A 23,721-nucleotide genomic window follows, 5' to 3' on the forward strand; every position below is an offset into this window, starting at 1 on the left:
GCGCGGCCGGTCGGCCCCTCCCCGGCACGGGTCCGCCTACACGTGGACGGCGGACGCGCCTGTGGCGGACTCGCCCTCGGCGGCGTCCTCCCCGGTCGGGTGGCCCGCGCGCATGAACAGCGACAGCGCGGCCGACGCCAGCATGAGCGCCGCGGCGATCCCGAACGCCAGGTGCAGCCCGTCCATGAAGGCCAGGTGGCTGGCCTCGGTGACCGCCCGTACGGTCTCGGCGGAGGCCCCCTGCGGGACGACCGCCCCGCCCTGGGCGACGGCGCTCTGTATCTCCGTCAGCTCACCCGCGGCGGGTTCGGCCAGCCCGGCGGCGGCGAAGTGGCCGGGCAGGGTCGCCATGATGCTCAGCGACATCACCGCGCCCAGAGCCGCCGTGCCCAGCGAACCGCCCAGCTGCATGGCGGCCTGCTGCACCGCCGAGGCCACCCCCGCGAAGCGCAGCGGCGCGTTGCCGATGATGGCGGCCGTGGCACCGGTCATGACCAGGCTCAACCCCATCCCGACCAGGACGAACGCGACCGAGATGTAGGGGACCCCGGTCTCCCCGTCCAGCCTGGACAGCATGAACATGCCCAGCGCCGCCATCAGCAGACCGGCCGTCGTCGGCGCGCGGGCGCCCACCCGGTCCAGCACCCGTCCGGCGATCGGCGAGGTCAGGCCCATCGTGGCGGTCATCGGCAGCAGTTGGAGCCCGGTCTCGGCCGGGGACATGCCGCGCACGCCCTGGAGGTAGAAGGTCACGAAGAACAGCCCGCCCATGAGGCTGACCGCCATGAACGCCGTGAGCACCGCGCCGATGGCGATCGACGGATGGGTGAACAGTCCCAGGGGCACCAGCGGGTCCCTCGGACGCCGCTCCCACAGGAGGAAGGCCGCGCCCACGACGAGGGCGACGGCGAGCGATCCCAGGGTGACCGGAGCGGTCCACCCCGCGGTGGGCGCCTCCACGAGGGCCCACACCAGCGCGAACATCGCCACACTGAGCAGCGCGATGCCCGGGACGTCCATCCGGGCGCCGACGTCGGTGGCCTGGTTCGGGCCGAGCAGCCACAGCGCCAGGACGACGGTCGCCACGCCGACCGGGAGGTTGATGAAGAACACCGCCTGCCAGCCGAAGGCGCCCACCAGGATTCCGCCGACGATGGGACCGCCCGCGGTCGCGGCGCCGATGAGGCTGCCGAAGACGCCGAACGCCCGACCGAGCTTGTCCGGCGGGAAGGCGGCGCGCAGCAGCCCCATGGTGGCGGGCAGCAGCAGCGCGCCGAAGATCCCCTGGAGCACGCGGAAGGCGATGAGCATGACCACCCCGGCGGACAGCCCGATCGCCACCGAGGACAGGACGAAGCCGACCACGCCCACCATGTAGGTGCGGCGGTGGCCGAAGCGGTCGCCGAGCTTGCCCGCGGTGATGAGGAAGACCGCCAGACCCAGCAGGTACCCGTGGGTCACCCACTGGAGTTCGGCCAGGGAGGCCCCCAGGCTCGCGCCGATCGCGGGGTTGGCGACGGCCACGATCGTGCCGTCCAGGGCCACCATCATCACGCCGAAGGCGATGGCGACCAGTGTCGACCACGGGCTTTCCCGTAGTCGGGCCGCCCTGGACGCGGGCGGAGCTTCCCCGTGTGTCATGTTTCCCCCAGATTCTCGGTGCGCCGGGCGAAAGTCTGTCAGCGGCTGACACTTTGCAGCAAGTGATTTTTGACTGTGACTGACGTAATATTCGGGGCGCGGAAACGTCGCGGGGAGGAGGAGTACCGACGGTGGGAGGACCCATGACGGACACGGTCGCATCCGGGACGGTGGGGCTGCGGGAGCGCAAGAAGGCGCGGCTGCGCCAGAACCTGGTCGGGTCGGGGCTCCGCCTCTTCCTCGAACAGGGGTACCACGGGACGACGACGGAACAGATCGCCGCCAGCGTCGGCGTCTCCCAGCGGACCTTCTTCCGCTACTTCGCCACCAAGGAGGAGCTCCTCCTGGAGGCGGTGGCGGGCGTCGACGAACTCTTCCTGTCGGCCCTGCGCGCCCGCCCCGCCGACGAACCCCCGCTGACCGCGCTGCGCAACGCCGTCCAGGACCACTGGAACAGCGTCGATCCCCGAACCCGCGACTTCCTGAGCCGCGCCGCCACCGTCCTGAAGGACGACCCCGCAGTGGTCGACGCGATGACGGGCTCCTGCCGACGCCACCAGGAGCGGATCGCGGAGGTCGTCGCCGAACGCGCCGGGGTCGACCGCGCCGCCGACCCGCGGCCCGACGTCCTGACCGCCGCCTTCCTCTCCGTGCTCGGCACGGCCCGCGAGTCCTGGAGCGCCTCCGGCTCCACCGACGCCGACGACCTGCTCGCGGCCGCCCGGGAGCGGCTCGACCTGCTGCCCGAGGTCGTCGGAGGCGGCTGGGGGACGCGAGAGGCTGAGCACCCCGCGCCCGCTCCCGGGGCCTGAGGGGAGGGGAACGGGCGCGACGGGTCAGGGGGAGGCGGTCACCAGAGGCCGACCTCCGGGTTCGCGGCGCCGCGCACGGCCTCCCTGGCACGCTCGGCGCTGGACGCGGCCAGGGCCAGGTCGGCCAGGCGGCGGCACTCCTCGCGGGTGTGGTGGGCGAGCGCGTGCCGCACGGCGGGCAGCGCGGGCGCCGACATCGACAGGCTGCTCACCCCCGCCCCCACCAGCACCAGCGCCAGCAGCGGGTCGGCGGCGGCCTCGCCGCACACCCCCACCGGACGTCTCAGGCGCTCCCCCGCCCGGCCCACGGCCGCCACCAGGGACACCAGGGCGGGCTGCCACGGATCGAGCAGGTCGGGCAGCGACCCGAGGGTGCGGTCGGCGGCCATCGTGTACTGGGCGAGGTCGTTGGTGCCGATCGACACGAAGTCGACGTGCGCCAGGATCCGGTCGGCCAGCAGCGCGGCGCCGGGGACCTCGATCATGACGCCCACCTCCGCCAGTCCCGCCTCCCGGGCCAGCGCCGCGAACTCCGCCGCCTCGTCGGGGGTGGACACCATGGGCGCCATGACACGCGTGCGCGTACCGGCCGCCCGCACGGCGCCGGAGATCGCCGTCAACTGGTCGGCCAGCAGGCCGGGCTGATCGCGTGCGGTCCGGTACCCGCGCACCCCGAGCGCGGGGTTGTCCTCGGGGCCGGTCTCCACGAACGGCAGCGGTTTGTCGGACCCGGCGTCCAGGGTGCGGACGGTGACCGTGCGGCCGGAGAAGGATCTGAGCAGCCGCGTGTACCCGGCGGTCTGCTCGTCGACCGTCGGCGGCTCGGACCGGTCCAGGAAGAGGAACTCCGTCCGCAGCAGGCCCACGCCCTCGCTGTCGTGCGCGGCCGCGGCCTCCGGGTCGCCCTCGCCCACGTTGAGCAGCAGCGCCACGGAGGAGCCGTCCCGGGTGCGGCCGGGGCCGGAGGACTCGGCGAGCAGCGCGCGGCGGCGCTCGCCCCGGCCGCGGATCCGCTCGACCGCCTCCGTGTCGGGCTCGACGTCGACGGTCCCCGCGTCCCCGTCCACGGCCACGGCGGTCCCGTCCCGGAGGGCGTCGGCGCCCGCGCACCCCACGACGGCGGGGATGCCGAGCGCGCGGGCCAGGATCACCGTGTGGCTGGTGGGGCCGCCCTGCCGGGTGACGATCGCCAGCACGCGGTCGGCGTCGAGTTGGACGGTGTCGGCGGGCGCGAGGTCGTCGGCGACCAGGACGTGGTCGCGGCCGGGGTCGGGCAGCCCGGGCACGGGCTCCCCGAGCAGGTCGGCGACGGCCCGGTCGCGGATGTCGGCCAGGTCGGCGGCGCGCTCGGCCAGGTAGCCCCCGGCCGCGAGCAGCAGGTCCTGGTAGGCGCCGACCGCCGAGTGGACCGCCCACGCGGCGGCCTCGCCCGACTCCGCGCGCTCGCCGACCCGGCGGGCGAGTTCGGGGTCGCGGGCCATGAGCGCCTGCGCGGAGAGCACGGCCGCCCCCTCACCGGTCAGTCCGGCGGCCCGGGCGTCCAGCCAGTCGGCGACGCGGCCCAGGGCGTCGCGCGCCCGGTCCGCCTCGGCGGCCGGGTCCCCGGGGGCCGGGGGCCGGTCGGGCAGGGTGGGACGGGCGGCCATCCGGGCCACCGGTCCGACGGCCGCGCCGGGGCTGGCGGGGACGCCCGTCAGGCGGGGGGTGCGTGTCTCGGTGCTCTGGGTGTCAGGGGGCAGGGGGCCGGGCTGCGGCATCATCGCTCCTGGATCGGGTCATCGATCGGTCTCGGCTCACCCGGGCCCGTCCTGCGAACCGGCGGGCGTGTGCGAATGCCGGGTACACAGCCAATCGTGAAACGCCCCGGGACGCCAGTGGGCCGGGGCGTCTCACGGCTCGACGGTCACCGTGATCGCGTTGCCCGACGCCACCGTCTCGATGGCCTCGTGCACGTCGGACAGGCCCATCCGCTCGGTGACGAGGTCGGCGACCGGCACGGCGCCGGAGGAGATGAGCTCCAGGGCGCGGCGGTTGTGGGCGGGGCTGGAGCCGTTCGCGCCGAGGACCGAGATCTCCCGGTAGTGCACGATGTTGGAGTCCAGCCGGATGATCGGGTCGTCCTTGGGCAGCCCGCCGAAGAAGCTGATCCGGCCACCGCGCGCGACCATGCGCACGGCGTCCTCCTGGGCGCGGCCCGAGACGGCGGCCTCCGGCCGGACGACCCGCGCGGACATGTCGAGGCGTTCCCCGTTGACGTCCACCAGGTACACGCGGGAGGCGCCGCGGGCGCGGGCCAGCCGGACGTACAGGCAGCCGATCGGACCGACGCCCTGCTCGACGTCGTGGAACAGGAGCTGTCCCTGGACCCGGACCGGATCGCGGCCTGCGGCAGCCTCCCTCGGGGGCACCCGGCGACCTGTACGTCCGCGTCGCCGGGCTGGCTTCGGCCTACGGGGTCCCGCTCGCCCTGGACGCCTCGGGGGAGCCGCTCGCGAAGGCGGCCCACGCGGGCGGGGCGACCCTGCTCAAGCCCAACCGCGAGGAGCTCGCCGAGCTGACCGGCCGCGACCTGCCCACCGTCGGGGCGGCGTCGGGGCCGCCCGCGAGGTCCTCTCCTGGGGCAATGAGCTGGCCCTCGTGACATTGGGCGGCCATGGGGCCATACTCGTGGACGCCGAGCGAACCTGGTGGGCGCGCGGTCCCCGGGTACGCACCCGCAGCACGGTGGGTGCGGGCGACTGCGCCCTCGCGGGCTACCTCAGCGAGGACGGCCTTCCCGACACGGGGCTGGGCCGCGCCGTGTCCTGGGGGACGGCCGCCGTCTCCCCTCCCGGTACGACCATCCCCACACCCGACGACGTGGCCGCGCACGAGGCCACGGTCGTGGCCGACCCCGACCCGCGGCGGCGGATCGACGACCTGTGATCCGCCCCGCCGCTCTCGACCAGAGAAGGACTGACATGCCCCAGCGCACCGTGACCGTCGGATCCCACCTCGGACTGCACGCCCGGCCCGCGGCCCTCTTCGTGCAGGCCGTCAACGAGACGGGCCTGCCCGTCACCATCTCCCGCGAGGGACACGACCCGGTGGACGCGCGCAGCGTCCTGGCGGTCATGTCCATGGGCGCGGGCCACAACGAGACCGTGACCCTGGCCTGCGACGACGCCGACACCGCCGACCAGGCCCTGGACGGGCTGGCGGAGCTGCTGGCCTCCGACATGGACACGGCCCCCTCCGAGGCGTAGGGCGCCGGCCGTACGCGCTCCGGCCCCGCGCACGGCCCGTGCGCGGGGCGGGGCCCGCCCCTCCGAACGGCGTGCCACCGTGGAAAGGCCCGGCCGGGGCGGGGCCGGGCGACGAACTCAGCCGAGCAGCCGGATCGCCTGCTCGCGCATCTCCACCTTGCGGACCTTGCCGGTGACGGTCATCGGGAACCCGTCGACGACGTGGACGTAGCGCGGGATCTTGAAGTGCGCGATCCGCCCCTCGCAGAACGCGCGCAGCGCCTCGGCGGTGATCGGTTCGGCTCCGTCGCGCATCCGCACCCACGCCATGAGTTCCTCGCCGTACCTCTCGTCCGGAACCCCGATGACCTGCGCGTCCAGAAGGTCGGGGTGGGTGTGCAGCAGCTCCTCGACCTCGCGCGGGTAGACGTTCTCCCCGCCGCGGATCACCATGTCCTTGATCCGCCCGGTGATGCTGACGTACCCCTCCTCGTCCATGACCGCGAGGTCGCCGGTGTGCATCCAGCGGCTCGCGTCGATCGCCTCCGCCGTGCGGTCGGGCATGTCCCAGTACCCGAGCATGACCGAGTACCCCCGGGTGCACAGCTCGCCGGGGGTCCCACGCGGGACGGTGACCCCGGTGTCCGGGTCGATCACCTTGACCTCCAGGTGCGGACCCACCCGGCCCACCGTGGAGACCCGGCGCTCCACCGTGTCGTCGCGGCGGGTCTGGGTGGACACCGGGGATGTCTCGGTCATCCCGTAGCAGATGGACACCTCGCGCATGCCCATCCGGCCCATGACCTGGCGCATCACCTCGACGGGGCAGGGCGAGCCCGCCATGATCCCGGTGCGCAGCGTGGAGAGGTCGTAGTCGTCGAAGTCGGGCAGGGCCAGTTCGGCGATGAACATCGCGGGCACCCCGTACAGCGAGGTGCAGCGTTCGGCCTGGACGGCGTCGAGGGTCGCCGCCGGGTCGAAGCCGGGACCGGGGAGGACGACGCACGCGCCGTGGGTGGTGGCGGCCAGATTTCCCATGACCATCCCGAAACAGTGATAAAAGGGAACTGGCACGCAAATGCGATCAACATGCGTGTATCCACACAATTCACCCACAAAGAATCCGTTGTTGAGGATGTTGTGGTGAGAGAGCGTGGCTCCCTTGGGGAACCCGGTGGTGCCCGAGGTGTACTGGATGTTGATGGGGTCGTCCGGGGACAGCCCCGCCTCGATCTCCGCCAGCCGCGCCGGATCCCCCGCCTCGCCCGCCGCGAGCAGGGACGACCACGCCGGGGTGTCGAACAGCACGACCTCGCGCAGGTCCGGGCAGCGCCCCCGGACCTCGTCGATCATCGCCGCGTAGTCGGAGGTCTTGAACGACGGCGCGGCCACCAGGACGGAGATGCCCGCCTGGCCCAGCACGTACTCCAGCTCGTGGGTCCGGTAGGCGGGGTTGACGTTGACCATGACCGCGCCGATCCGGGCGGTCGCGTACTGCACGTAGACCCACTCGGCGCGGTTGGGGGACCACACGCCGACCCGGTCGCCCTTGGCGACGCCGAGGTCGAGCAGGCCGAGCGCGACCCGGTCGACGATCGCGTCGAACTCGCGGTAGGTGAGCCGCACCCCGCCCGCGCGGTCGACCAGGGCCTCGCGGTCCGGGTGGTCGGCGGCGGTGCGGGCGAGGTTCGCGCCGATGGTGTCGCCGAGGAGGGGGGTGCCGGAGGTGCCTGAGGAGTAACTGCTCCGGGGAACGCGAGAACTCAATCCGGACTCCTTGCCGTGCCGGGACACGGGCGGGAACCGGGGCGCGGACATCCCCCGGAACCCCCGTGTGGGACACATCACAGGTATCACGGCCCCTTCACGGCCGTGAAGGCGGTCCGGGCACGGGCGTGCGCCCCCGGACCGACCGCGCCGGGCGGGTGCTCCGAAGGCGCGGTGGCGGTCGGCCGCGGCACGCGGGAGGACCCGGCCGGTCACACGGCGCGGTCGGCGTGGGCGCGCAGGGCGTCGCGCACGAAGGCGGCCCCCTCCGGCCCCCCGTAGGTGTCGACGAAGCCGGGGTCCTCGACGTACGTGTCGCCCAGGCAGCGCAGGAGTTCGACGGAACGCTCGCGGTCGCCCTCGGCCACCGGGGTCCCCGGGATCCGGCGGAGCCACTCCACGTGCCGGGCGACCAGCTCCCGCGCGCGGCCCGAGGCGGGGTCCACGCCGTCCCGCCAGGCGGCCGTCCACGCGGTGACGAGGGCGTCGGTCTCCCGCTTCCACTCGATCCGCTGCGTCGTGGTCTTCCCGTGCCACCAGGCGTTGCTCTTCCGGAAGACCTCCTCGCCCCACCGGGCGACGACCTCCTCCTCGTAGGGGTCGTTGAAGCCCTCCAGCAGCGTCCCCATCGAGGGGTCGCGTCCCGACCGGCGCGCGTCGAGGGTGTACCGGACGGCGCCGATCCTCCGGTCGAGACGGTCGCGCTCGGCCTCCAGCGACCCGATGTGCTCGGCCAGGGCCGCCTCCTCGTCCTCCTCACGGTCCAGGACGTCCGCGATCACGGACAGGTTCAGGCCGAGGTCACGCAGCAGAAGGATGCGCTGGAGGCGGGCGACGGCGACGGAGTCGTAGTAGCGGTAGCCGTTGTCGCCGACCCGGGAGGGCGGCAGGAGGCCGATCGCGTCGTAGTGGCGCAGGGTCCGGCTGGTGACGCCCGCGTCCGCCGCGACCTGGTGGATGGTCCACTCCACGGGCTCCTCCCCCTCTCCCGGGTGCCGCCCGGCCCCGTCTACCGTTCCACGACGTAGTCCCCCTCGAAGGTGGCCGCCCACTCCCTGGCGCGCTCCATGTCCGCTTCGCGGGGCGCGGTGAGGATCACCCGGTTGCCGTCGGGGTCGTCGACGGTCAGGTCGGTGGTGAACCAGGCGGTGTCCTCGGGCCCCTGGACCCGCGCGCCCTCGGGGGCCGCGGCGCGGATCGCCTCCGCCAGCTCCGCGAGGTCCAGCCCGGCGGCGTTGAAGCTCACGGTGGTGCTGCCGCGCTCCGGCTCACCGGGGACGAGCAGCAGGTCCTGGTAGCGCGTCCGGCGCAGGTGCACCACCGCGGGGGACCCGTCCGGGCCCGGGAGGGTGGCCAGGGAGACGAAGCCGACGGCGTGGTAGAACGCCTCGGCCGCCGCCGGGTCCGCGACCCGGAGGGTGGCGAACATCGGCATGGGATAGATGGTGCGGTCGATCTCGGGGGTGGCGTTCCCGCCGGTGACGCGCGCGGCGCTGTTCTCACTCATGCCGCCGACGCTAGGAGTTGACGCGGCGTCAGGGTCAAGCCGGGTTCCGACCCCGCCCCCACGCCGACCGACCGCCCCCGGCCGACCGCCCCGGTCCGGCTACTCCTTCACCCGGTGGATGCGGTGCTGGGCGGCCTGCGCGCGCGGACGGACGACCAGCAGGTCGATGTTGACGTGCGGAGGCCGGGTGACCGCCCAGACGATGGTGTCCGCGACGTCCTCGGCCGACAGAGGGTCGGGCACCCCGGCGTAGACCGCCTCGGCCGCCTCGGCGTTCCCGCGCAGGCGGTTGAGGGTGAACTCCTCGGTCTTGACCATGCCCGGGGCGACCTCCAGGACGCGCACGGGCTGGCCGACCAGTTCGAGCCGCAGCGTGGCCGCGAGCGTGTGCGCGCCGTGCTTGGCGGCCACGTACCCGCCGCCGCCCTCGTAGACCACGTGCCCGGCGACGGAGGAGACCACCAGGACGGTGCCGTCCCCGCTGGCCACGAGCTTGGGCAGCAGGGCCTGGGTCATGTTGAGCACACCGAGGACGTTCACCTCGTACATGGCCCGCCAGTCCGCGGGGTCGGCGGTGGCGACGGTCTCGGTCCCGATCGCCCCGCCCGCGTTGTTGACCAGGACCGAGCAGGCGGGCAGGGCCTCGGCGAAGGCGTCGACGGCGGCGCGGTCGGTGACGTCCAGGACCTGGGCGCGGGCGCTGTGCCCGGCCTTGGTCAGCTCCTCGGCCAGGGCCTCGATCCGGTCGGCGCGGCGGGCGACGAGGACCACGTCGTAGCCCTCGGCGGCGAGTCCGCGCGCGGTGGCCGCGCCGATCCCGCTGCTGGCTCCGGTGACGACGGCGGTCGCGGTCATGGTGGGTTCCTCCTGGGCGGATGCGGTGTCGGGCCGAGCGTACACGCGGGTCGTCGGCGCGGCGGGAACGGCCCCGGCGGGGTGGGCGGCCGGAGGCGGGGACAGAAACGAGGAGACCGATCGGTCTCCTCTTGGTTCGGGCCACGCGGCGCAACCGCGCGACCCCGCTCCGCCGCCCCGGTGTTCCGGCCGACGCGGGGAGCGTGCGGGAGGCCGGGTCGGGCCGCGAGCGGCGATTCGAGGTGCCGCCCCGCTCGGGTGCGACGGCACCGGCGGCGGCACCGGGCTCCCGGGCGCCGAATCCGCTGGACCGGCGCACGGCGGCCGTGATCCACTGCACCCATGAGTTTGTCGGTGCATGTCTTCGCCCTCGGGCCGGACGGGGTCAGGCGGGTGTTGGACGTTCCGGAGGGATGTTCCGACCTGGCTGGATTCGAGAGGTGGCGTACCGAGGTGTGGGGCTCGGAGGTGGTCCGTGCGCTGGGGGCCCGGTTCTTTCCGACCCTGGCCGACGCCGACCTGTGGGTCGAACCCGACCAGGTTCCGGCCTTCCTTCGGGAGTGCGCCCTTCTCCGCGAGAACCGTGGGAGGATCGCCGCGGGCACGCGCCCGGCGCGGACGGTCGGGGAACACCAGGACAGGATCTCCGTGCGGTTGGCGCACATCGAGGACGCCGCCAGGCGTGCGCGAGCGATGGGCGGTGGTGTGGTCATCCGGTGACGCACCGGCCGGCCGGGGCCCGGGCGGACAGCGGTGCCCGCCATGCGTGGCCCGGGATACGGCCCTGACCCCCGCCCGTCCACCCATCGACGCTGAGCCCCGCCGGGGCGTGGGCCGGGCCGGTCACAGCCACCGCGTCCGCCACACCACGGCACCGCCCTCCCACGGGAGCGGCGCGGCCCGCGTTCCCTCGACCGTTCCCTTCGATGCACCCACAGGAAACGTTGCGTTCCCCAAGGCCGGGAGCTAGCCTCATTAGAGAACGAACCGTTTCCTAATTTGGTCAGGAGGACGAGGGCCGTGCCGCGACGACCGATCCCCGTGGCCCTGGCGCTCTCCGGGCCGCTGATGGCGATGCTGATGGCGGCACTGGACCAGACGGCCCCGGCCCCCGCCCTCCCCGAGATCGCGGGCGACCTCGGCGGGCTCGACCAGATGCCCGTCATCGTCACCGCCTACCCGGTCGCGACCACCGCCGTGATGCCGGTCTTCGGCCGCCTGGGCGACCGGGCGTTCGCCCTGCCCGCGGCGGTCGGCTTCCTGCTGGGGTTCGGCCTCTCCGGCGTGCTCACCCACGTGCCCGCGTTCTCGCGGATCGCCCCGGGTAGGAGCGCCACCCGGGCGGGCCTGCTGGTGACCGCGCTCATGGACCTGGCGTTCCTGATCGCCCTCGCCCTTCCCCAGCTCCCCCTGCGCACCACGGCGCACGCGGATCCAGACAGAGAGACTCCCCGATGACCCACACACGTTCCGTCGCCCCCCTGGACGCCTTCGGCGCCGACGACCTCCAGGCCGTCGGCGGCAAGAGCGCCAACCTCGGCGAACTCCTGCGGGCCGGGCTGCCGGTGCCGCCCGGGTTCGTGGTCACCACCGACGCCTACGCGAAGGTCGCCGCCGGGATCGGCCTGGAGGAGCGGTTCACCGGCCGGGACGCGGACACCGCCCCCGACCCCGCCGCGCTCCGCGCCGACCTGGAGTCCGCGCCCGTCCCCGAGGGGCTGCGCGCGGCGATCACCGCCGCCTACGCCGACCTCGGCGCGGACGTCCCGGTCGCGGTCCGCTCCAGCGCCACCGCCGAGGACCTGCCCGGGGCCACGTTCGCCGGGCAGCAGGACACCCACCTCAACGTGGTCGGCGCCGACGCCGTGGTCGACGCGGTCCGCCGGTGCTGGGCGTCGCTGTGGACCGACCGGGCGGTGTCCTACCGCGCGGAGCGGTCGGTGGCCGACTCCGAGGTGCGGATCGCGGTGGTCGTGCAGCGGATGGTCGACTCCGACGTCGCCGGGGTCATGTTCACCGCCGACCCGGTGAGCGGTGCGCGCGACCGCGTCATCGTCGACGCCGGCGCCGGGCTCGGGGAGGCGGTGGTGTCCGGCCTGGTCACCCCCGACCACTACGTGCTCGACCACGGGGGCCGCCTCCTGGAGTGGACCCCGGGTAGGGGCGAGGTGGTGATCCGCGCCGTGGCCGGGGGCGGGGTCAGGCGTCAGGAGCGGCCGGAGGCCGGGGACACCGGCGACCGGGAGGGGGCGGGGGCGGGGCGGGGCGAACCGCTGCTGACCGACGACCAGCTCTCGGTCCTGGTCGCGCACGGACGTACGATCGCCCAGCACTTCGGCCGCCCCCAGGACATCGAGTGGTGCCTGTCGGGTGGACGCGTGTACATCGTCCAGTCCCGACCGATGACCGCCCTGCCGCCGGTGACCGGGCCGCTCAACCGGCGCCAGCGGCTGCTCGGCTCGGTCCTGACCGAGTACGTCCCGGTGCGGCCGTACCCGATGGACGTCAGCACGTGGTTCGGCCGTGGCCCGGCGCGCATGATGCAGGAGATCGCCGAGGCCTACGGGATCACCGGCGGATTCGAGGACTTCTACGCGGAGGAGGACGGGGTGGTCACCCAGCTCACCCCGCGGGCGCCCCGACCGACGCTCCGCGCGCTGGCCGCTCCGTTCCGCCTCGCCCGCAGGCCCCGCGCGATGGACGTCCGCGCCTGGCGGGAGGACCCCCGGTTCACCGAGTTCCTGCGCCGTGCCGACGAACTCGACGCCCTCGACCCGGCGGCGCTGCCGTGGCCGGATCTGGTCCAGGTGCCCGACCGGGTGCTCGCCCTGCTCGACCACTGCCGTGACCTGCGCCTGGACTACCTGCCGAGCACCGGGGTGTCGGTGGCGCGGTTGGCCGCGGCCACGGCCCTGCTCGGACGGCGCTCCCTGCTCGGCGACCTGTTGGGCGGGGCCAGGACGCGGACCGAGGACGCCAACCGGGCGCTGCAGGACCTGGCGGACACGGTCCGCGCCACCCCCGAGCTGCGCGCGCTCTTCGCGTCCGCCGACCCGGCGGAGATCGTGCGGGAGCTGCGGTCGGGGCGGGGGCCGCTCGGGGCGTTCGCGAAGGACCTCGACGCCTTCCAGCGCGAGTACGGACGCCGTGAGACCACCACGCCGTTGCTGGTCAGCCCGCCCACCCTCGCCGAGTCGCCGGAGAGCGTGGTCGGGCTGGTCCGGGTCCTGGTCGGGCGGGAACGCGAGGACGATCCCGGGTCCCGGTCCGAGCGGGCGCTGTCCCGGCTGCTGGAGCACCCGCTGCTGCGGGGCGAGCGGGCCCGGGCGCGGATGATCCGTTGGGTGCGGGCCGCCCAGAGCGGTCTGGCCTTCCGGGAGGACTCGCACTTCTACTTCACCGCGGGGCTCCCGGCCCTGCGGAGGGCGCTGCTGGAGGTCGGCGCGCGGCTGCGGGCGGCGGGGGTCGTGGACGAGCCCTTCGACGTGTTCCACCTGCGCCTGGAGGAGGTCCTGGAGATCCGCGACGTCGAGGACGTGCCCGCCGACCAGGTCACCCGGCTGCGCTCCCTGGTCCGGGCCCGGGCCGCCAAACGCGCCGAGCTCGCCGGGGTACGGCTGATCGACCCCGCGCGGGTGTTCCCCGTCAAGGACCGGGGCGACGCGCTGGTGTCCGGCACACCGGCCAGCGCGGGAACGGCGACGGGCCCGGTCCGGGTGGTGCGCGGACCCGCCGACTTCCACCGGTTGGAGAGCGGTGACGTCCTGGTGTGCCCCTACACCAACCCGTCGTGGACACCGCTGTTCCAGCGGGCGGCCGCGGTGGTGGTCGACACGGGCGCGGCCGCGTCGCACGCGGCGATCGTCGCCCGCGAGTACGGCATCCCGGCGGTGATGGGGTCGGGCACGGGAACGGCCGTCCTCACCGACGGTGAGCGGGTCACCGTCGACGGCTCGGCGGGCCGGGTCGTCCGGGCTTCGTAGGATGCGGGACATGGCCGCCGATCCCGAGAGCACCGACCACCGCAAACGTCCCCGCCGCCGGGGCGAGGCGCTCGTGTCCGCCATCCTGCGGGCGACCGTCGAGGAGTTGGAGGAGCACGGCTACGCGGCGTTGACGATGGAGGGGGTCGCCGAGCGCGCGCGGGCGAGCAAGGCGTCGCTGTACCGGCGGTGGCCGGGCCGGGCCGAGCTGGTGATGGACGCGGTGTACACGGTCGTCCCCGCGCCGGGCGAGCTGCCGGACACCGGTGAGCTGCGCGGCGACCTGCTGGCGGCGCTGCGGTGGACCGCGCGGACCCTGGCGGGACCGGCGGGCACGGGGCTGCGGGGGTTGATGACGGAGATCCTGCCCGACCCGGAGCGCGCGGCACGGCTGCGGTCGCACTCGCAGGGGATGGGCCGCCGGATGATGGCGGAGGTGACCCGGCGGGCGGTGGAGCGCGGGGAGATCGACGCGCGCGCCGTGACGCCGATGCGGTTGGACGTGGGGCAGGCGCTGGTGCGCAACCACTTCGTCTTCCACCACGAGCCGGTCGGCGACGCGATGATCGAGGAGATCGTGGACACGGTGCTGCTGCCGCTGTTCGGGACGGTGCCCCAGGCGTGAGGCCGGGCCGGTGACCCGCCGCCGCGGGGGCCGCTGTTAGCCTCCGTCCCGTCGAACGTGCGGGAAGGCGGGGGGCTCATGCGGTTGGCGGAGCTGCTGCGGGAACGGTGGATCGTCCAGGCGCCGATGGCGGGCGGCGGATCGACTCCCGAACTGGTGGCCGCGGTCTCCGGGGCGGGCGGGCTCGGTTCGCTGGCCGCGGGGTACCTGTCGGCGGACGCCCTGGCGGAGCGGATCGGGGCCGTGCGGGCGCTGGGGACCACGGCGTTCGGGGTGAACGTGTTCGTCCCCTCGGGACAGCCCGCCCCGCCGGAGGCACTGGCGGCCTACCGGGAGGAGCTGGGTTCGGAGGCCGAGCGGCACGGCGGGACCGTGGGCGAGCCGGTCCGGGACGACGACGCGTGGACCGCCAAGATCGACCTCCTGGTGGCGGACCCGGTGCCGGTGGTGAGCTTCACCTTCGAGTGCCCGTCGGCCGAGGCGCTGGATCGGCTGCGCGCGGTGGGTTCGACGACCGTGGTGACGGTGACGACCGTCGAGGAGGCACGGATCGCGGTGGAGCGCGGCGCCGACGGGGTGTGCGCGCAGGGTTCGGAGGCCGGAGGGCACCGCGCGGTGTTCGACCCGGCCGGAGGGGCCGGGTCGCCACTGTTCGAGCTGCTGCCCGAGGTGGCGGCGGCGGTGGACGTGCCGGTGATCGCGGCGGGCGGGTTGATGAACGGTCGCGACGCCGCCCGGGCGCTGGAGCTGGGGGCGGCGGCCGTGCAGCTGGGGACGGCGTTCCTGCGCTGCCCGGAGAGCGGGGCGAACCCGGCGCACAAGGCGGCGCTGGTGGACCCGGCGTTCACCGAGACCACGCTGACCAGGGCGTTCACGGGGCGACCGGCGCGGGGACTGGCCAACCGGTTCACGCGGGAGCACGTGGACGCCCCGACCGCCTACCCGGAGGTCCACCACATGACCAGGCCGCTGCGCGCTGCCGCCGCGGGCGCGGGCGCTCCGGACGGGATGGCGCTGTGGGCGGGCGAGGGCTTCCGGTCCGCGACCGACGCCCCGGCGGCGGAGGTGGTGGCGCGCATCCGCAAGGAGGCCGAGGAGGCCGGAGCGCTGCGGTGACCGACGAACGGACGCGCCTGTCCTACCTGGACACGCACGTGGACGTGACGGTGGCACCCGGCGCGGACATCGGTGGGGCCCACGATTTCCTGGGGACGCACGTCACCGTGGGACCGGCGGAGGGCCCCGAGCCCCTGGCGGACCTGCGTGTGGCGGCTGAGCCGGAGGAGTGGCCATCAGCGCCGGAGTGGCGCGAGGGGTTCGTGCGCCAGAGCGCGAGCGACTTCTTCACGATCCCGGCGCGCCTGGCCCGCGTCGACGGGCGCGACCTGGTCGAGTGCGTGCGGACCGGCACGCGCTTCGCGATCGACCATGCCACCCGGCGGATCGACGCGGTCGCGGACCCGAAGGGGGCACTCGACCTCGTCGAGCTGCTGCGGGACCTGTTCCTGAAGGACCAGGAGAACCGGGGCGCGGTGGTGCTGCACGCCACGGCCGCCGTCCGCGACGGAGAGGCCGTGCTGGTCACGGGAGCGAAGGGCACCGGGAAGAGCACAATCCTGCTCGAACTGGTGGAGCACTGCGGTTTCCGAATCCTGAGCGGGGACAAGACCGTGCTCCGCGAACAACCGGACGGGGCCGTGCTCGCCTCCGGCTGGCCGGGCTACCCGCACCTGGGCCACGGGACGATCGCCAAGTACCCCGGCCTGCCGGAGATCACCGATGTCTCGCCAGAAGAGGCGCCTGCGGCCGACTTCTCGCCCTACGGGAAGTACGCGGTGGACCCCGTGCGCTTCCGCGAGCGCTTCCCGAGCACCCCGGTCGGGCTGTCCTTCCCGGTCAGGGGCGTGCTACACCCCCGGATCGGCCCCGGAACCACCCGGGTCACGCCGCTGACCGGCGGGACGGAGGGGCACGTGTCCGCCCTGGCCGCGAACGTGGAGTCGGCCTTCGGCGCGCCCGTATGGCACCGCCTGACCGACGACCGCCGCGCCACCCACCGCGAGCGCCGGGGCCGCGTCCTGCGGACCCTCGGTCCGTGTCCCGCCTGGTCCCTCACCGGCCCCGGCGACCTGACGCCCGAGGCCCTGCCCGCCGAGCTGCTCTGACCCCGGGAACTACCTGCGGCCCGTCCTCTCTGGGACAGCGCAGGAAGTTCACGGACGCTCGGGAAACGACGCCTGCAACCACTGCCGGACGTCCTGCGGCGAGCTGAAGCCGCGCGCCTTCAGCAGATCGGCGATGTCCCTGCCGCACATGAGGACGACTGGATGGTGGTCATCACGCACTTCCTGGTAGGCCTGGGCGTGGAAGTAGGAAGTTGTGACGAACACTCCGAACTGGCGGTTGCGGAGGCGTGAGATCAACCGGGATACATCCCGCACGCCCACAGACGTGTCAGGGCCGTAGCACTTGGCCTCCAGAGCGAATTCAACCGGCACAGGGTCAGCATCGGGCCCGAGCATGTATTGGCCGATGGCGTCACGCCCTCCGTCCTTGTACGGCGGCGTGACCTCACACTGGCCCGTCGCGGGGGCCTGCATCCTCCACAGCGCCACAGCGCATTCTTCGAAGTCGTGCCAGCGGTCCTTGAAGTACTCCGTGATCTCCGAGATCAGTACCTGCTCGCCCGGGGTCGGGGTCTGTTCATCCCGGGTGCGCGTGTTCACTGTCGCTGGGGCGGTCAGCGCCTGGTACTGGCGGCCTTTGACCCAGGACAGCCACGTATCAGGGGCATGCTGACCCGTCGTCAGCCCTGCGGACAGCTCATTGATCCACTCACGGGTGACGCAGGCGGTGTCCAGGACGGTGAAGACCGCCCGATAGTTCTGGAAGCGCTGGCCGCGTGTGCTCCGCCATAGGGCGACGAGTTCGTCGTCGGAGGACAGCCCCTCGGCACCCGGAGCGAGGAGGCCGCGGAAGCGGACGTCCCTCCCTCTGCCCGTCTTCTGAAACAGCAGGAAGGGAGGGATCCGGCTCCGATCGTCAGCGCTCCCCGAGGCCGCCGCGAAGGTGTCGCGCAGCAGGCAGTTCCCGCCCCGTCGAGTGTCATGGAGGTCGTACCCGGGGCGGCGGTTGTCTCCGTAGTAGGTGAAGCGTCCGGTCTGAACATCGAGGTTGTCGGGCCAGTCCGGTTCCTGAGCCGAGCTGTAGAGCACTGCCAGCTTGACGGACCGCTTCCAGGGAGAGCCCATCATCCGGAACCCGCCCTGGTTACCGACTCTGACGAGGCGGGCGATCGGGTCGTCACCGCTGTGTCCTGCCGTTCCACCCTGGTAGACGGCGTCCAGGAGGAGGTCGCTCTCCGGCAGCTCGGAGAAGGGGAATGTGCGCTCATCGCTGGCTGGCATGCTGCGTACCTTATCGACAGACACAAGATGATTCACGATCTTTTAGTTTGATTTGTCGCTGTACGCCTAGATCTGCCCCCTGAATGCGTGTCCACAGGAACTCAGGCGCCACGGACGTTGCATCATGGCGCAGTACCTCCTGACCAGGCCGATTCCGCCCCTCGGAACAGACCTTGTATGTCCCGGGCCTCGGAGGAGAATGCGGGCGTCACTGGCCTCCAAGGTGGGCGCATCCCACTCCCGCCACGCGAACTCCGTCACGGTAGTTTCGGGGCATGGACAGGACCGACGACAGTCAGGGCCGCTGGGTGGTGCACGGTGAGCGCACCCTCTACGACAACCCGTGGGTGCGGTTGGGCAAGGCCGACATCACCACGCCTTCCGGCAGCAGGTTCGAGCACCACACCGTCACCTTGCCCTCAGCCGCGGTAATCGCGATCCTGGACCAGGACGAGGAGTGCGTCCTGATGAGCTACCGGCACCGATTCGTGCCCGACGTGTGGGGGTGGGAACTGCCCGGCGGCCTACTGGATCCCGAAGAATCACCGGAGCAGACCGCCGTCCGCGAAGCGCTGGAGGAGACCGGTCACCGGGTCGGCTCGGTGGAGCACGTGGCCACGTTCGAGCCGATGATCGGCACGGTCCGCAGCCCCCACCACGTCTTTGTCGGCCGCGATGTCGAGCTGGTAGCGGATCCGACCGAGTTCGACGAGGGCGTCTACGAATGGGTGCCCTTGGCCAAGGTCCGCGGCCTGGTCACCGAGGGGCGGGTACAGAGCTCAGGAACCCTCATCGCCCTGCTCCACATCCTCGCCTCCTGAAGGAGTCTGCGGTTCCAGAAGCCGCGCCAGGCGGGCACGTTGGCGAACGGACCCAGACCGCTTGGAGAGTTCGGCGGCGTTTCGTGCCTGTCGGCGGGCCTGCGTGAGGTCGCCGTGGGCGGAGTAGGCCAGAGCCAGATCGGTACGCAGTCCGGCCTCGGCACGCCCGAGTTCCAACGGGGCGATGCCATCGAGCGCCCGGGTGAGATCCTCGATCGCCTCACCGCGCCCGAGGCGGGCCAGGCAGTGTCCTCTCCAGCGCAATAGATGCGTGTGGTCCAACATGAGGAACGGCAGCGAGGGATCATTCGGCTGCTGAGGCAGAACGAGGAAGGCACGCTCCAAGGTCCTCTGGGATTCCCGTTCCTGCCCGAGGGCAGCGCGTACCTCTCCCTCGACCGCCCACAGCCATGAGCGCAGCAGGGCGGGCAGTGATTTTTCACCGCCGTCGTGTGCTGCTCGGAGGGCCGCGAGTGCCTCGTCTGAGCGATCGGTATCCAAGAGGACATAGGTCTGTTCGGCGCTCACGTGTGCCAGCACGACGAGGTCCTCGCTCTCACGGGCCGCGGCTTTGGCAAGCTCGTAGTAGCGCCAGGACGTGGCGACACGTCCGGCGTCGAGCGCCTGCCATCCGGTCAGGGACGCGGCCTCGGCCAGGACGCGCGCGAGGTCGCGCCGCACGGAACCCGGAATCGAGTGATGTAACAGATCATGCATCTGCTGGACGTGGGCTTGGCTCTGGGCGAGGAGGTAGTGGGCTCCCAGCTTGCGATCGATCAACCGTAGGTTCTGCGTCTGGGCTTCGAAGAGGCGGATGAGCGCATGATCGACAGACGCGACCTCCAGTCGCTCCCGTACCTGGTGGTCGATGGCCGATGCCCTCGGTGGGGCGGCGCGATCGGTAGCGTCGCCGACTGCGGAGTGCGCCGTCTCCTGAGGTGTCCGTCTGGGTGCCAGGCCGAGCAGGATCCGGGAGTGGTCGGGCATGCCGAGCCCGTCCGCGATCCGTTCGATCAGCTGCAGTGAACTGACCGTCCGTCTCCCGCTCAGGATCTCGCTCACGCGCCCCTGAGCGATGCCGGTCGCCGATGCGATTCGGGTCTGGCTCGCCCCATGGGCCTGAGCCAGACCCAGCAATCCAGCAATGTCGCGCTCCCGTAAGAGATGTCGTGTCTGCTGCCGTTCCCACGCCCAGGACGGAATGTCGATCCTTTCCCAGGCATGACCAGGCATGACTTCCTTCCGATCGTTCACAGGGCGAGGTCGACGCGCAACCGATTATCCCGAAGTGGGATATCCACAAGGGATGGGAGGGGCGGTACCCGTGACGGAATCGTCGCCTGTGACACACCCTCCCGCTCCAGCGCGAGCACTGTCACAGGAGCCCGATCATGGACGATTCCCTGACCTGCGAACCCCTGCCGACATACATCGACACCGATACCACCTTGCGCGTCAAGATCCTCGACGCCTGCGGTATGACCTGCACCTTTTGCCACAACGAGGGCACACCCGTCGTGGTCGACAACCGCAACCGCGCCCCTGGTCCCTTCCTGGCTGCTGGAAGCTCCGGACGGACGTCGATCTACGCGGCGACCAACGGTTCCACCTTCCTGCCCACCACCATTCCAGCCGACCAGGGCTTCTCCCACACCCTGCAGCAGTTGGGAGAGGGCATGGGTTTCACCGAACTCCACCTCACCGGAGGTGAACCCACACTCCACCCCCGTCTGCCCGACATGGTCCGACTGGCCACCAATCAGGGATATCGGGTATGCATGACCTCCAACGGCGAGAACGGAGCCCGACAGATCCCCGCCTGCGCCGAGGCCGGACTCGACCGGGTCAACTTCTCCATCTTCGGCACCACACCCGACGAACTCGCCCAGGTCCAGCACGACCGCTTCCGCGACCCGGCCAAAGCCGCCACCAAGATCGAAGCCCTCCACGCCTCCATCCAGGCCTGCGTCGACCACGGAGTCCGCGCCAGTGCCAACATCGTCGTCCTCGACCACACCCATATCGACCGCGTCCACCGGCTTCTGGACACCTACGCCCCGGAGCTCTCCGTCCGCCTGCTCAACTCCCTCGACCACGGCCAGGTATCCATCGACGCCATCGGCGAAGTCTTGGCCCAGCGCGGCGCGGTCGGAGAGTCCCACCACCTCACCGCCGGAGCATCCGGATCCCGCACCACCTACCGCATCGACGGTGGACGACGCCGCATCCACGTCAAATGGATCCGCCCCGTCCGCCTGCCGACCACGTGCCAAGGGTGCCACTTCAACAACGGCACCGACTGCCAGGAGGGCTTCTACGGCCTGCGCCTCTACCGAGACCGTCAGGGGATCTACCTGGTGGGCGTGTGTCTACAGCGCATGGACCTGTGCCAAACGATCGAGGAATTCCTCCACGGACCCGTGAGTACCGAGATCCTCCGTTTCCGCCAGGCCGACCGTGCCAGGCTGGAAGCCGAACACAGCGCCCCGACCGCCGCTCTGGCGAACACACACCACACGAAAGGGAGCACGACGACATGAGCGTGATCGAGTACGAGGCCAAGGTGCTGGACATATCCCCCGACCAGGTCGCCCGGCTCATCCTCGACAAGGGCGGCCAGGACCTCGGGGAGGTGCTCCAACGCCGCTACGTCTACGACATCGAGCCGGGCGATGCCTCCCGGTGGGTGCGGCTGCGCGACACCGGGAAGCAGGTCACGCTCACGGTCAAGGAGATCGACTCCGACGCCATCGGCGGGACCCGCGAGACAGAGACCGAGGTTGGCGACTTCGCGACGACCAACGCCCTGCTAGGCAAGCTGGGTTATGCACCCAAGGCCTACCAAGAGAACCGCAGGCGCAGCTTCACCCTGGACGGCGCTCAGTTGGAGATCGACGCCTGGCCCCGCATCCCGGCCTATCTGGAGATCGAGGCTGACAGTCGCGCCGAGGTGGTGCGCGTCGCGGCGCTGCTCGGCTACACCGAAGCCGACCTGACGGGGGAGAACACCACCAAGGTCTACGCCCACTACGGCATCGACCTGACCACCATCACTGATCTGCGCTTCGACACGAAGTGAGCGTCGCTGCGGTGTGCCCGTGTGCAGCGCGGACGGGGGCACACCGCAGGCTGGTGCTTGGCATCACAGGGTGCGGCTCAGCGATTTCCTGAGGACGCCTTCAGGGCTGCGACGAGACCGGACCACTCGGCGCTGGGGTAGGTGAGGTGGCCAAGGCCCCTGTTCTGGGTGTCCCGGACCGCCGTCACGCCTGGCAGATCAGCGACCTCGACGCACTGAGGGCCGTCGGGGTTGCTGTAGCTGCTTTTTCGCCACTGCGCGGTCGTCATGTCCATGGAGGGGCCTCGATTCCGGTCGGTACGTCACCCGATCAGGGATCCCAGGAAGTCAGCGGATTCCCCTACGGACAGGGCGCTGCCCTGAGTTCGGCTGAAGATCAGCCTATGGCGGTGGATCTCCTCCTGAGACTCCAGGTAGAAGCCATCGCCCCGAGATTCGAGGAAGACGACGCTGTCAGCGCTGTTGCCGTCGCTGAAGCTGAGAACGGTGAACGGTAGCCCTCCTGCGGCGTGTGCTCCCGCACTGAACGGGAGGATCTGGATCTCCACGTTCGGACGCCGACTCATCTCCAAGAGATGCTCGATCTGTCCACGCATGACATCGGGTCCACCGACCTGACGCCGGATGGCGGCCTCGTCGATCACCGCGAAGAACAGCGCCGGTTCGCTCCGGCCCAGCACCTTGTTCTGGCGTTCGAGTCGGCTCTCCAGGCGGAGGTTGGCCTGTTCCTCCGTGTTGCCTATGGAGGGAGCGAGCAACGCCCTGATGTACGGCTCCGTCTGGAGCAGACCGGGCACCAGGCCGATGTTGAACTCCTGGATCATCGTCGCCTCGGCTTCGAGCCCGACGAAGGCGCCAGGGAGGACGTCCTGGTACTGGAGCCACCAGGGCTTGTCGGTGCGGGAGTCCCGAGCGATCTGGACGAGTTCCTCGGCGACGGCTTCAGGGGCGCTGTAGAGCTGGCACAACGCCATGATGTCACCAGCTTTCACCCGCTGGAACTCACCCGCCTCGAGCCGTTGGATCTTGGCCCGACCCCAGCCCAGCGCCTTCCATACCTCGTCCTGGGTCATCTTCGCGGCATGACGAAGTCGCCTGAGCTGGATGACGAGGTAGCGCCTGCGTACGGGCATTCCGGTTGCCACGGAGTCCCCCCTTGTCTGTGACTGCCGCCACTGGCCCCAGTCTTCCAGAGCTGAACCGAACAAATAGGAATTTGATGCCCAACTAGTTCATGGCTCTTATGAAATGAGGCAGCCTCATTTAGCGTCAGTCTCATTCAACCGCACCGCTGGCGGCGACGCCAGGTGCGTGGGTTCGACGATCGACACAGAGCAGAGGAGCTGCGATGTCCGGATTCGAGGTGCCGAGGCCGCGATGCGGCCACAACCAGGACCGGCGGGTGGTGGGTGGGTTGCCGGTCCGTGTCAAGAGCCGTCGGGCTGGGGTGGCCACCGCGTACTTCGAGGAACACCTGCACAGGTCGGCCGGATCCGAACCTGGTGCGCGGGGGCCACCGGATTGGACGAGAAGGCGAACTCGCTGGTCAAGCTGGTCGTCAGCGAGCTGGTGACCAACGCGGTGCGGCATTCGGCCTCGGGCGGCCGGTGCGGGCGGGTCAAGGTCACCGTGGAGATGCTGCCCGGTCGGGTCGTCCTGGTCTCCGTGACCGACGACGGCGCCCGGGCCCTGCGCCCGATCACCGTGCCCACCCTGGCCAATCACATGGACGACGCGGAGGAGTGCGGGCGCGGGCTGCGCCTGGTCGCCGCGCTGGCGGAGAAGTGGTGGTGGACCGGTTGCCGGGGCGGGCCGCTGACCGTGTGGGCGCTGATCGACCCCGACCGCGACCTGGACACCTGAAGTCATGGCGGGAAGCGCAGCCCCACGGGGCCAATGACACCCGCCCAGGTCTCAGAAACACAGATGCCCCGATCGGTGCTTAGAGCTCATCTCATTTGGGTTCTCGGTAGCCTGCTCCTGTGTCGATGGTGGAACGG

General features: G+C 71.8%; 25 protein-coding genes. 13 read left to right on the forward strand and 12 right to left on the reverse strand.

The genetic code is table 11. The features are described from left to right. Positions 1-36 precede the first annotated feature (36 nt). Complete coding sequence (locus tag DVR05_RS13665; protein WP_116246228.1) at positions 37-1,641, reverse strand: DHA2 family efflux MFS transporter permease subunit; 1,605 nt, start codon at positions 1,639-1,641, stop codon at positions 37-39. 143 nt (positions 1,642-1,784) lie between these two features. On the opposite strand from DVR05_RS13665, the gene DVR05_RS13670 reads away from it, so the two are divergent. After that, a complete protein-coding gene (locus DVR05_RS13670; RefSeq protein ID WP_116246229.1) occupies positions 1,785-2,453 on the forward strand; it encodes a TetR/AcrR family transcriptional regulator in 669 nt (222 codons plus the stop codon). Between the two features lie 38 nt (positions 2,454-2,491). On the opposite strand, the gene ptsP is transcribed toward DVR05_RS13670, so the two are convergent. The 3 genes from ptsP to DVR05_RS27910 form a co-directional block, all read right to left on the reverse strand. Next, complete coding sequence (gene ptsP / locus DVR05_RS13675; protein ID WP_116246230.1) at positions 2,492-4,210, reverse strand: phosphoenolpyruvate--protein phosphotransferase; 1,719 nt, start codon at positions 4,208-4,210, stop codon at positions 2,492-2,494. Positions 4,211-4,342: 132 nt separating this feature from the next. After that, entirely contained in the window at positions 4,343-4,861 is a 519-nt protein-coding gene (locus tag DVR05_RS27905) for a hypothetical protein (RefSeq protein WP_369974531.1), read from the reverse strand. 40 nt (positions 4,862-4,901) lie between these two features. Then, positions 4,902-5,108: a hypothetical protein gene (locus tag DVR05_RS27910; RefSeq protein WP_369974534.1), complete on the reverse strand. Its 207-nt coding sequence runs from the start codon at positions 5,106-5,108 to the stop codon at positions 4,902-4,904. Here DVR05_RS27910 and DVR05_RS27915 point away from each other — a divergent pair. Further along, positions 5,091-5,378, forward strand: a complete 288-nt coding sequence (locus tag DVR05_RS27915) for a hypothetical protein (protein ID WP_369974532.1) — start codon at positions 5,091-5,093, stop codon at positions 5,376-5,378. The genes DVR05_RS27910 and DVR05_RS27915 overlap by 18 nt on opposite strands. Before the next feature lie 35 nt (positions 5,379-5,413). Beyond that, complete coding sequence (locus DVR05_RS13690; RefSeq protein ID WP_116246231.1) at positions 5,414-5,698, forward strand: HPr family phosphocarrier protein; 285 nt, start codon at positions 5,414-5,416, stop codon at positions 5,696-5,698. A 117-nt stretch (positions 5,699-5,815) separates the two neighbouring features. On the opposite strand, the gene DVR05_RS13695 is transcribed toward DVR05_RS13690, so the two are convergent. From DVR05_RS13695 to DVR05_RS13710, 4 genes are all read right to left on the reverse strand, one after another. Then, complete coding sequence (locus tag DVR05_RS13695; RefSeq protein WP_116246232.1) at positions 5,816-7,444, reverse strand: AMP-binding protein; 1,629 nt, start codon at positions 7,442-7,444, stop codon at positions 5,816-5,818. A 212-nt stretch (positions 7,445-7,656) separates the two neighbouring features. Continuing rightward, on the reverse strand, positions 7,657-8,415 hold the full coding sequence (locus DVR05_RS13700) for a MerR family transcriptional regulator (RefSeq protein ID WP_116246233.1): 759 nt from the start codon (positions 8,413-8,415) through the stop codon (positions 7,657-7,659). Positions 8,416-8,453: 38 nt separating this feature from the next. Beyond that, the gene (locus DVR05_RS13705) at positions 8,454-8,951 is read right to left on the reverse strand and encodes a glyoxalase/bleomycin resistance/extradiol dioxygenase family protein (RefSeq protein ID WP_198659164.1); all 498 of its coding nucleotides are present in this window, start codon (positions 8,949-8,951) and stop codon (positions 8,454-8,456) included. Positions 8,952-9,050: 99 nt separating this feature from the next. Continuing rightward, on the reverse strand, positions 9,051-9,806 hold the full coding sequence (locus tag DVR05_RS13710; protein WP_116246234.1) for an SDR family NAD(P)-dependent oxidoreductase: 756 nt from the start codon (positions 9,804-9,806) through the stop codon (positions 9,051-9,053). A gap of 342 nt (positions 9,807-10,148) precedes the next feature. On the opposite strand from DVR05_RS13710, the gene DVR05_RS13715 reads away from it, so the two are divergent. The 6 genes from DVR05_RS13715 to DVR05_RS13740 all read left to right on the forward strand — a co-directional run bounded on the left by DVR05_RS13715 (position 10,149) and on the right by DVR05_RS13740 (position 16,579). Further along, entirely contained in the window at positions 10,149-10,526 is a 378-nt protein-coding gene (locus DVR05_RS13715) for a hypothetical protein (RefSeq protein WP_116246235.1), read from the forward strand. Positions 10,527-10,826: 300 nt separating this feature from the next. Then, positions 10,827-11,264 (forward strand): hypothetical protein, encoded by a 438-nt coding sequence (locus DVR05_RS27400; protein WP_232832120.1) that lies wholly within the window; start codon positions 10,827-10,829, stop codon positions 11,262-11,264. Beyond that, positions 11,261-13,789, forward strand: a complete 2,529-nt coding sequence (locus tag DVR05_RS13725; protein WP_116246236.1) for a PEP/pyruvate-binding domain-containing protein — start codon at positions 11,261-11,263, stop codon at positions 13,787-13,789. Before DVR05_RS27400 ends, DVR05_RS13725 begins: the two co-directional genes overlap by 4 nt. 10 nt (positions 13,790-13,799) lie before the next feature. Beyond that, positions 13,800-14,414 carry a TetR/AcrR family transcriptional regulator gene (locus DVR05_RS13730; protein ID WP_116246237.1) on the forward strand — a complete coding sequence of 205 codons (615 nt, stop codon included), beginning with the start codon at positions 13,800-13,802 and terminating at the stop codon, positions 14,412-14,414. A gap of 78 nt (positions 14,415-14,492) precedes the next feature. Then, positions 14,493-15,530 carry a nitronate monooxygenase gene (locus tag DVR05_RS13735; protein ID WP_116246238.1) on the forward strand — a complete coding sequence of 346 codons (1,038 nt, stop codon included), beginning with the start codon at positions 14,493-14,495 and terminating at the stop codon, positions 15,528-15,530. After that, positions 15,527-16,579, forward strand: coding sequence for a hypothetical protein (locus DVR05_RS13740; RefSeq protein ID WP_116246239.1), 1,053 nt, complete (start codon positions 15,527-15,529; stop codon positions 16,577-16,579). Before DVR05_RS13735 ends, DVR05_RS13740 begins: the two co-directional genes overlap by 4 nt. A gap of 48 nt (positions 16,580-16,627) precedes the next feature. Here DVR05_RS13740 and DVR05_RS13745 read toward each other — a convergent pair whose 3' ends face one another. Next, positions 16,628-17,821 (reverse strand): restriction endonuclease, encoded by a 1,194-nt coding sequence (locus DVR05_RS13745; RefSeq protein WP_116246240.1) that lies wholly within the window; start codon positions 17,819-17,821, stop codon positions 16,628-16,630. 275 nt (positions 17,822-18,096) lie between these two features. Here DVR05_RS13745 and DVR05_RS13750 point away from each other — a divergent pair, with 275 nt between their 5' ends. Next, on the forward strand, positions 18,097-18,642 hold the full coding sequence (locus tag DVR05_RS13750; protein WP_116246241.1) for an NUDIX hydrolase: 546 nt from the start codon (positions 18,097-18,099) through the stop codon (positions 18,640-18,642). On the opposite strand, the gene DVR05_RS13755 is transcribed toward DVR05_RS13750, so the two are convergent. Beyond that, entirely contained in the window at positions 18,601-19,896 is a 1,296-nt protein-coding gene (locus DVR05_RS13755) for a helix-turn-helix transcriptional regulator (protein ID WP_232832121.1), read from the reverse strand. The genes DVR05_RS13750 and DVR05_RS13755 overlap by 42 nt on opposite strands. 137 nt (positions 19,897-20,033) lie before the next feature. On the opposite strand from DVR05_RS13755, the gene DVR05_RS13760 reads away from it, so the two are divergent. Both DVR05_RS13760 and DVR05_RS13765 read left to right on the forward strand, forming a co-directional pair. Next, positions 20,034-21,182 (forward strand): radical SAM protein, encoded by a 1,149-nt coding sequence (locus tag DVR05_RS13760; protein WP_116246243.1) that lies wholly within the window; start codon positions 20,034-20,036, stop codon positions 21,180-21,182. Then, positions 21,179-21,721: a class IV adenylate cyclase gene (locus tag DVR05_RS13765; RefSeq protein ID WP_116246244.1), complete on the forward strand. Its 543-nt coding sequence runs from the start codon at positions 21,179-21,181 to the stop codon at positions 21,719-21,721. Before DVR05_RS13760 ends, DVR05_RS13765 begins: the two co-directional genes overlap by 4 nt. A gap of 77 nt (positions 21,722-21,798) precedes the next feature. Here the strand turns inward: DVR05_RS13765 and DVR05_RS13770 are convergent, their stop codons facing one another. After that, positions 21,799-21,996, reverse strand: a complete 198-nt coding sequence (locus DVR05_RS13770; RefSeq protein WP_116246245.1) for a DUF397 domain-containing protein — start codon at positions 21,994-21,996, stop codon at positions 21,799-21,801. 27 nt (positions 21,997-22,023) lie between these two features. Then, positions 22,024-22,866, reverse strand: coding sequence for a helix-turn-helix transcriptional regulator (locus tag DVR05_RS13775; protein ID WP_116246246.1), 843 nt, complete (start codon positions 22,864-22,866; stop codon positions 22,024-22,026). Positions 22,867-23,242: 376 nt separating this feature from the next. On the opposite strand from DVR05_RS13775, the gene DVR05_RS13780 reads away from it, so the two are divergent. Then, on the forward strand, positions 23,243-23,584 hold the full coding sequence (locus DVR05_RS13780) for an ATP-binding protein (protein WP_232832122.1): 342 nt from the start codon (positions 23,243-23,245) through the stop codon (positions 23,582-23,584). The last annotated feature ends 137 nt before the right edge of the window (positions 23,585-23,721 follow it).

The organism is Nocardiopsis sp. FIRDI 009, from assembly GCF_003386285.1.
GTDB lineage: Bacteria > Actinomycetota > Actinomycetes > Streptosporangiales > Streptosporangiaceae > Nocardiopsis.

Excerpts from the sequence above, each read along its gene's own strand:
- DVR05_RS13750 (WP_116246241.1), top strand. The coding sequence starts at position 18,097 with ATGGACAGGACCGACGACAGTCAGGGCCGCTGGGTGGTGCACGGTGAG.
- DVR05_RS13715 (WP_116246235.1), top strand. The coding sequence starts at position 10,149 with ATGAGTTTGTCGGTGCATGTCTTCGCCCTCGGGCCGGACGGGGTCAGG.
- DVR05_RS13770 (WP_116246245.1), bottom strand. The coding sequence starts at position 21,996 with ATGGACATGACGACCGCGCAGTGGCGAAAAAGCAGCTACAGCAACCCC.
- DVR05_RS27910 (WP_369974534.1), bottom strand. The coding sequence starts at position 5,108 with ATGGCCGCCCAATGTCACGAGGGCCAGCTCATTGCCCCAGGAGAGGAC.
- DVR05_RS13730 (WP_116246237.1), top strand. The coding sequence starts at position 13,800 with ATGGCCGCCGATCCCGAGAGCACCGACCACCGCAAACGTCCCCGCCGC.
- DVR05_RS13665 (WP_116246228.1), bottom strand. The coding sequence starts at position 1,641 with ATGACACACGGGGAAGCTCCGCCCGCGTCCAGGGCGGCCCGACTACGG.
- DVR05_RS13760 (WP_116246243.1), top strand. The coding sequence starts at position 20,034 with ATGGACGATTCCCTGACCTGCGAACCCCTGCCGACATACATCGACACC.
- DVR05_RS13710 (WP_116246234.1), bottom strand. The coding sequence starts at position 9,806 with ATGACCGCGACCGCCGTCGTCACCGGAGCCAGCAGCGGGATCGGCGCG.
- DVR05_RS13735 (WP_116246238.1), top strand. The coding sequence starts at position 14,493 with ATGCGGTTGGCGGAGCTGCTGCGGGAACGGTGGATCGTCCAGGCGCCG.
- ptsP (WP_116246230.1), bottom strand. The coding sequence starts at position 4,210 with ATGCCGCAGCCCGGCCCCCTGCCCCCTGACACCCAGAGCACCGAGACA.
- DVR05_RS13725 (WP_116246236.1), top strand. The coding sequence starts at position 11,261 with ATGACCCACACACGTTCCGTCGCCCCCCTGGACGCCTTCGGCGCCGAC.
- DVR05_RS13745 (WP_116246240.1), bottom strand. The coding sequence starts at position 17,821 with ATGCCAGCCAGCGATGAGCGCACATTCCCCTTCTCCGAGCTGCCGGAG.
- DVR05_RS13765 (WP_116246244.1), top strand. The coding sequence starts at position 21,179 with ATGAGCGTGATCGAGTACGAGGCCAAGGTGCTGGACATATCCCCCGAC.
- DVR05_RS13670 (WP_116246229.1), top strand. The coding sequence starts at position 1,785 with ATGACGGACACGGTCGCATCCGGGACGGTGGGGCTGCGGGAGCGCAAG.
- DVR05_RS13705 (WP_198659164.1), bottom strand. The coding sequence starts at position 8,951 with ATGAGTGAGAACAGCGCCGCGCGCGTCACCGGCGGGAACGCCACCCCC.
- DVR05_RS13690 (WP_116246231.1), top strand. The coding sequence starts at position 5,414 with ATGCCCCAGCGCACCGTGACCGTCGGATCCCACCTCGGACTGCACGCC.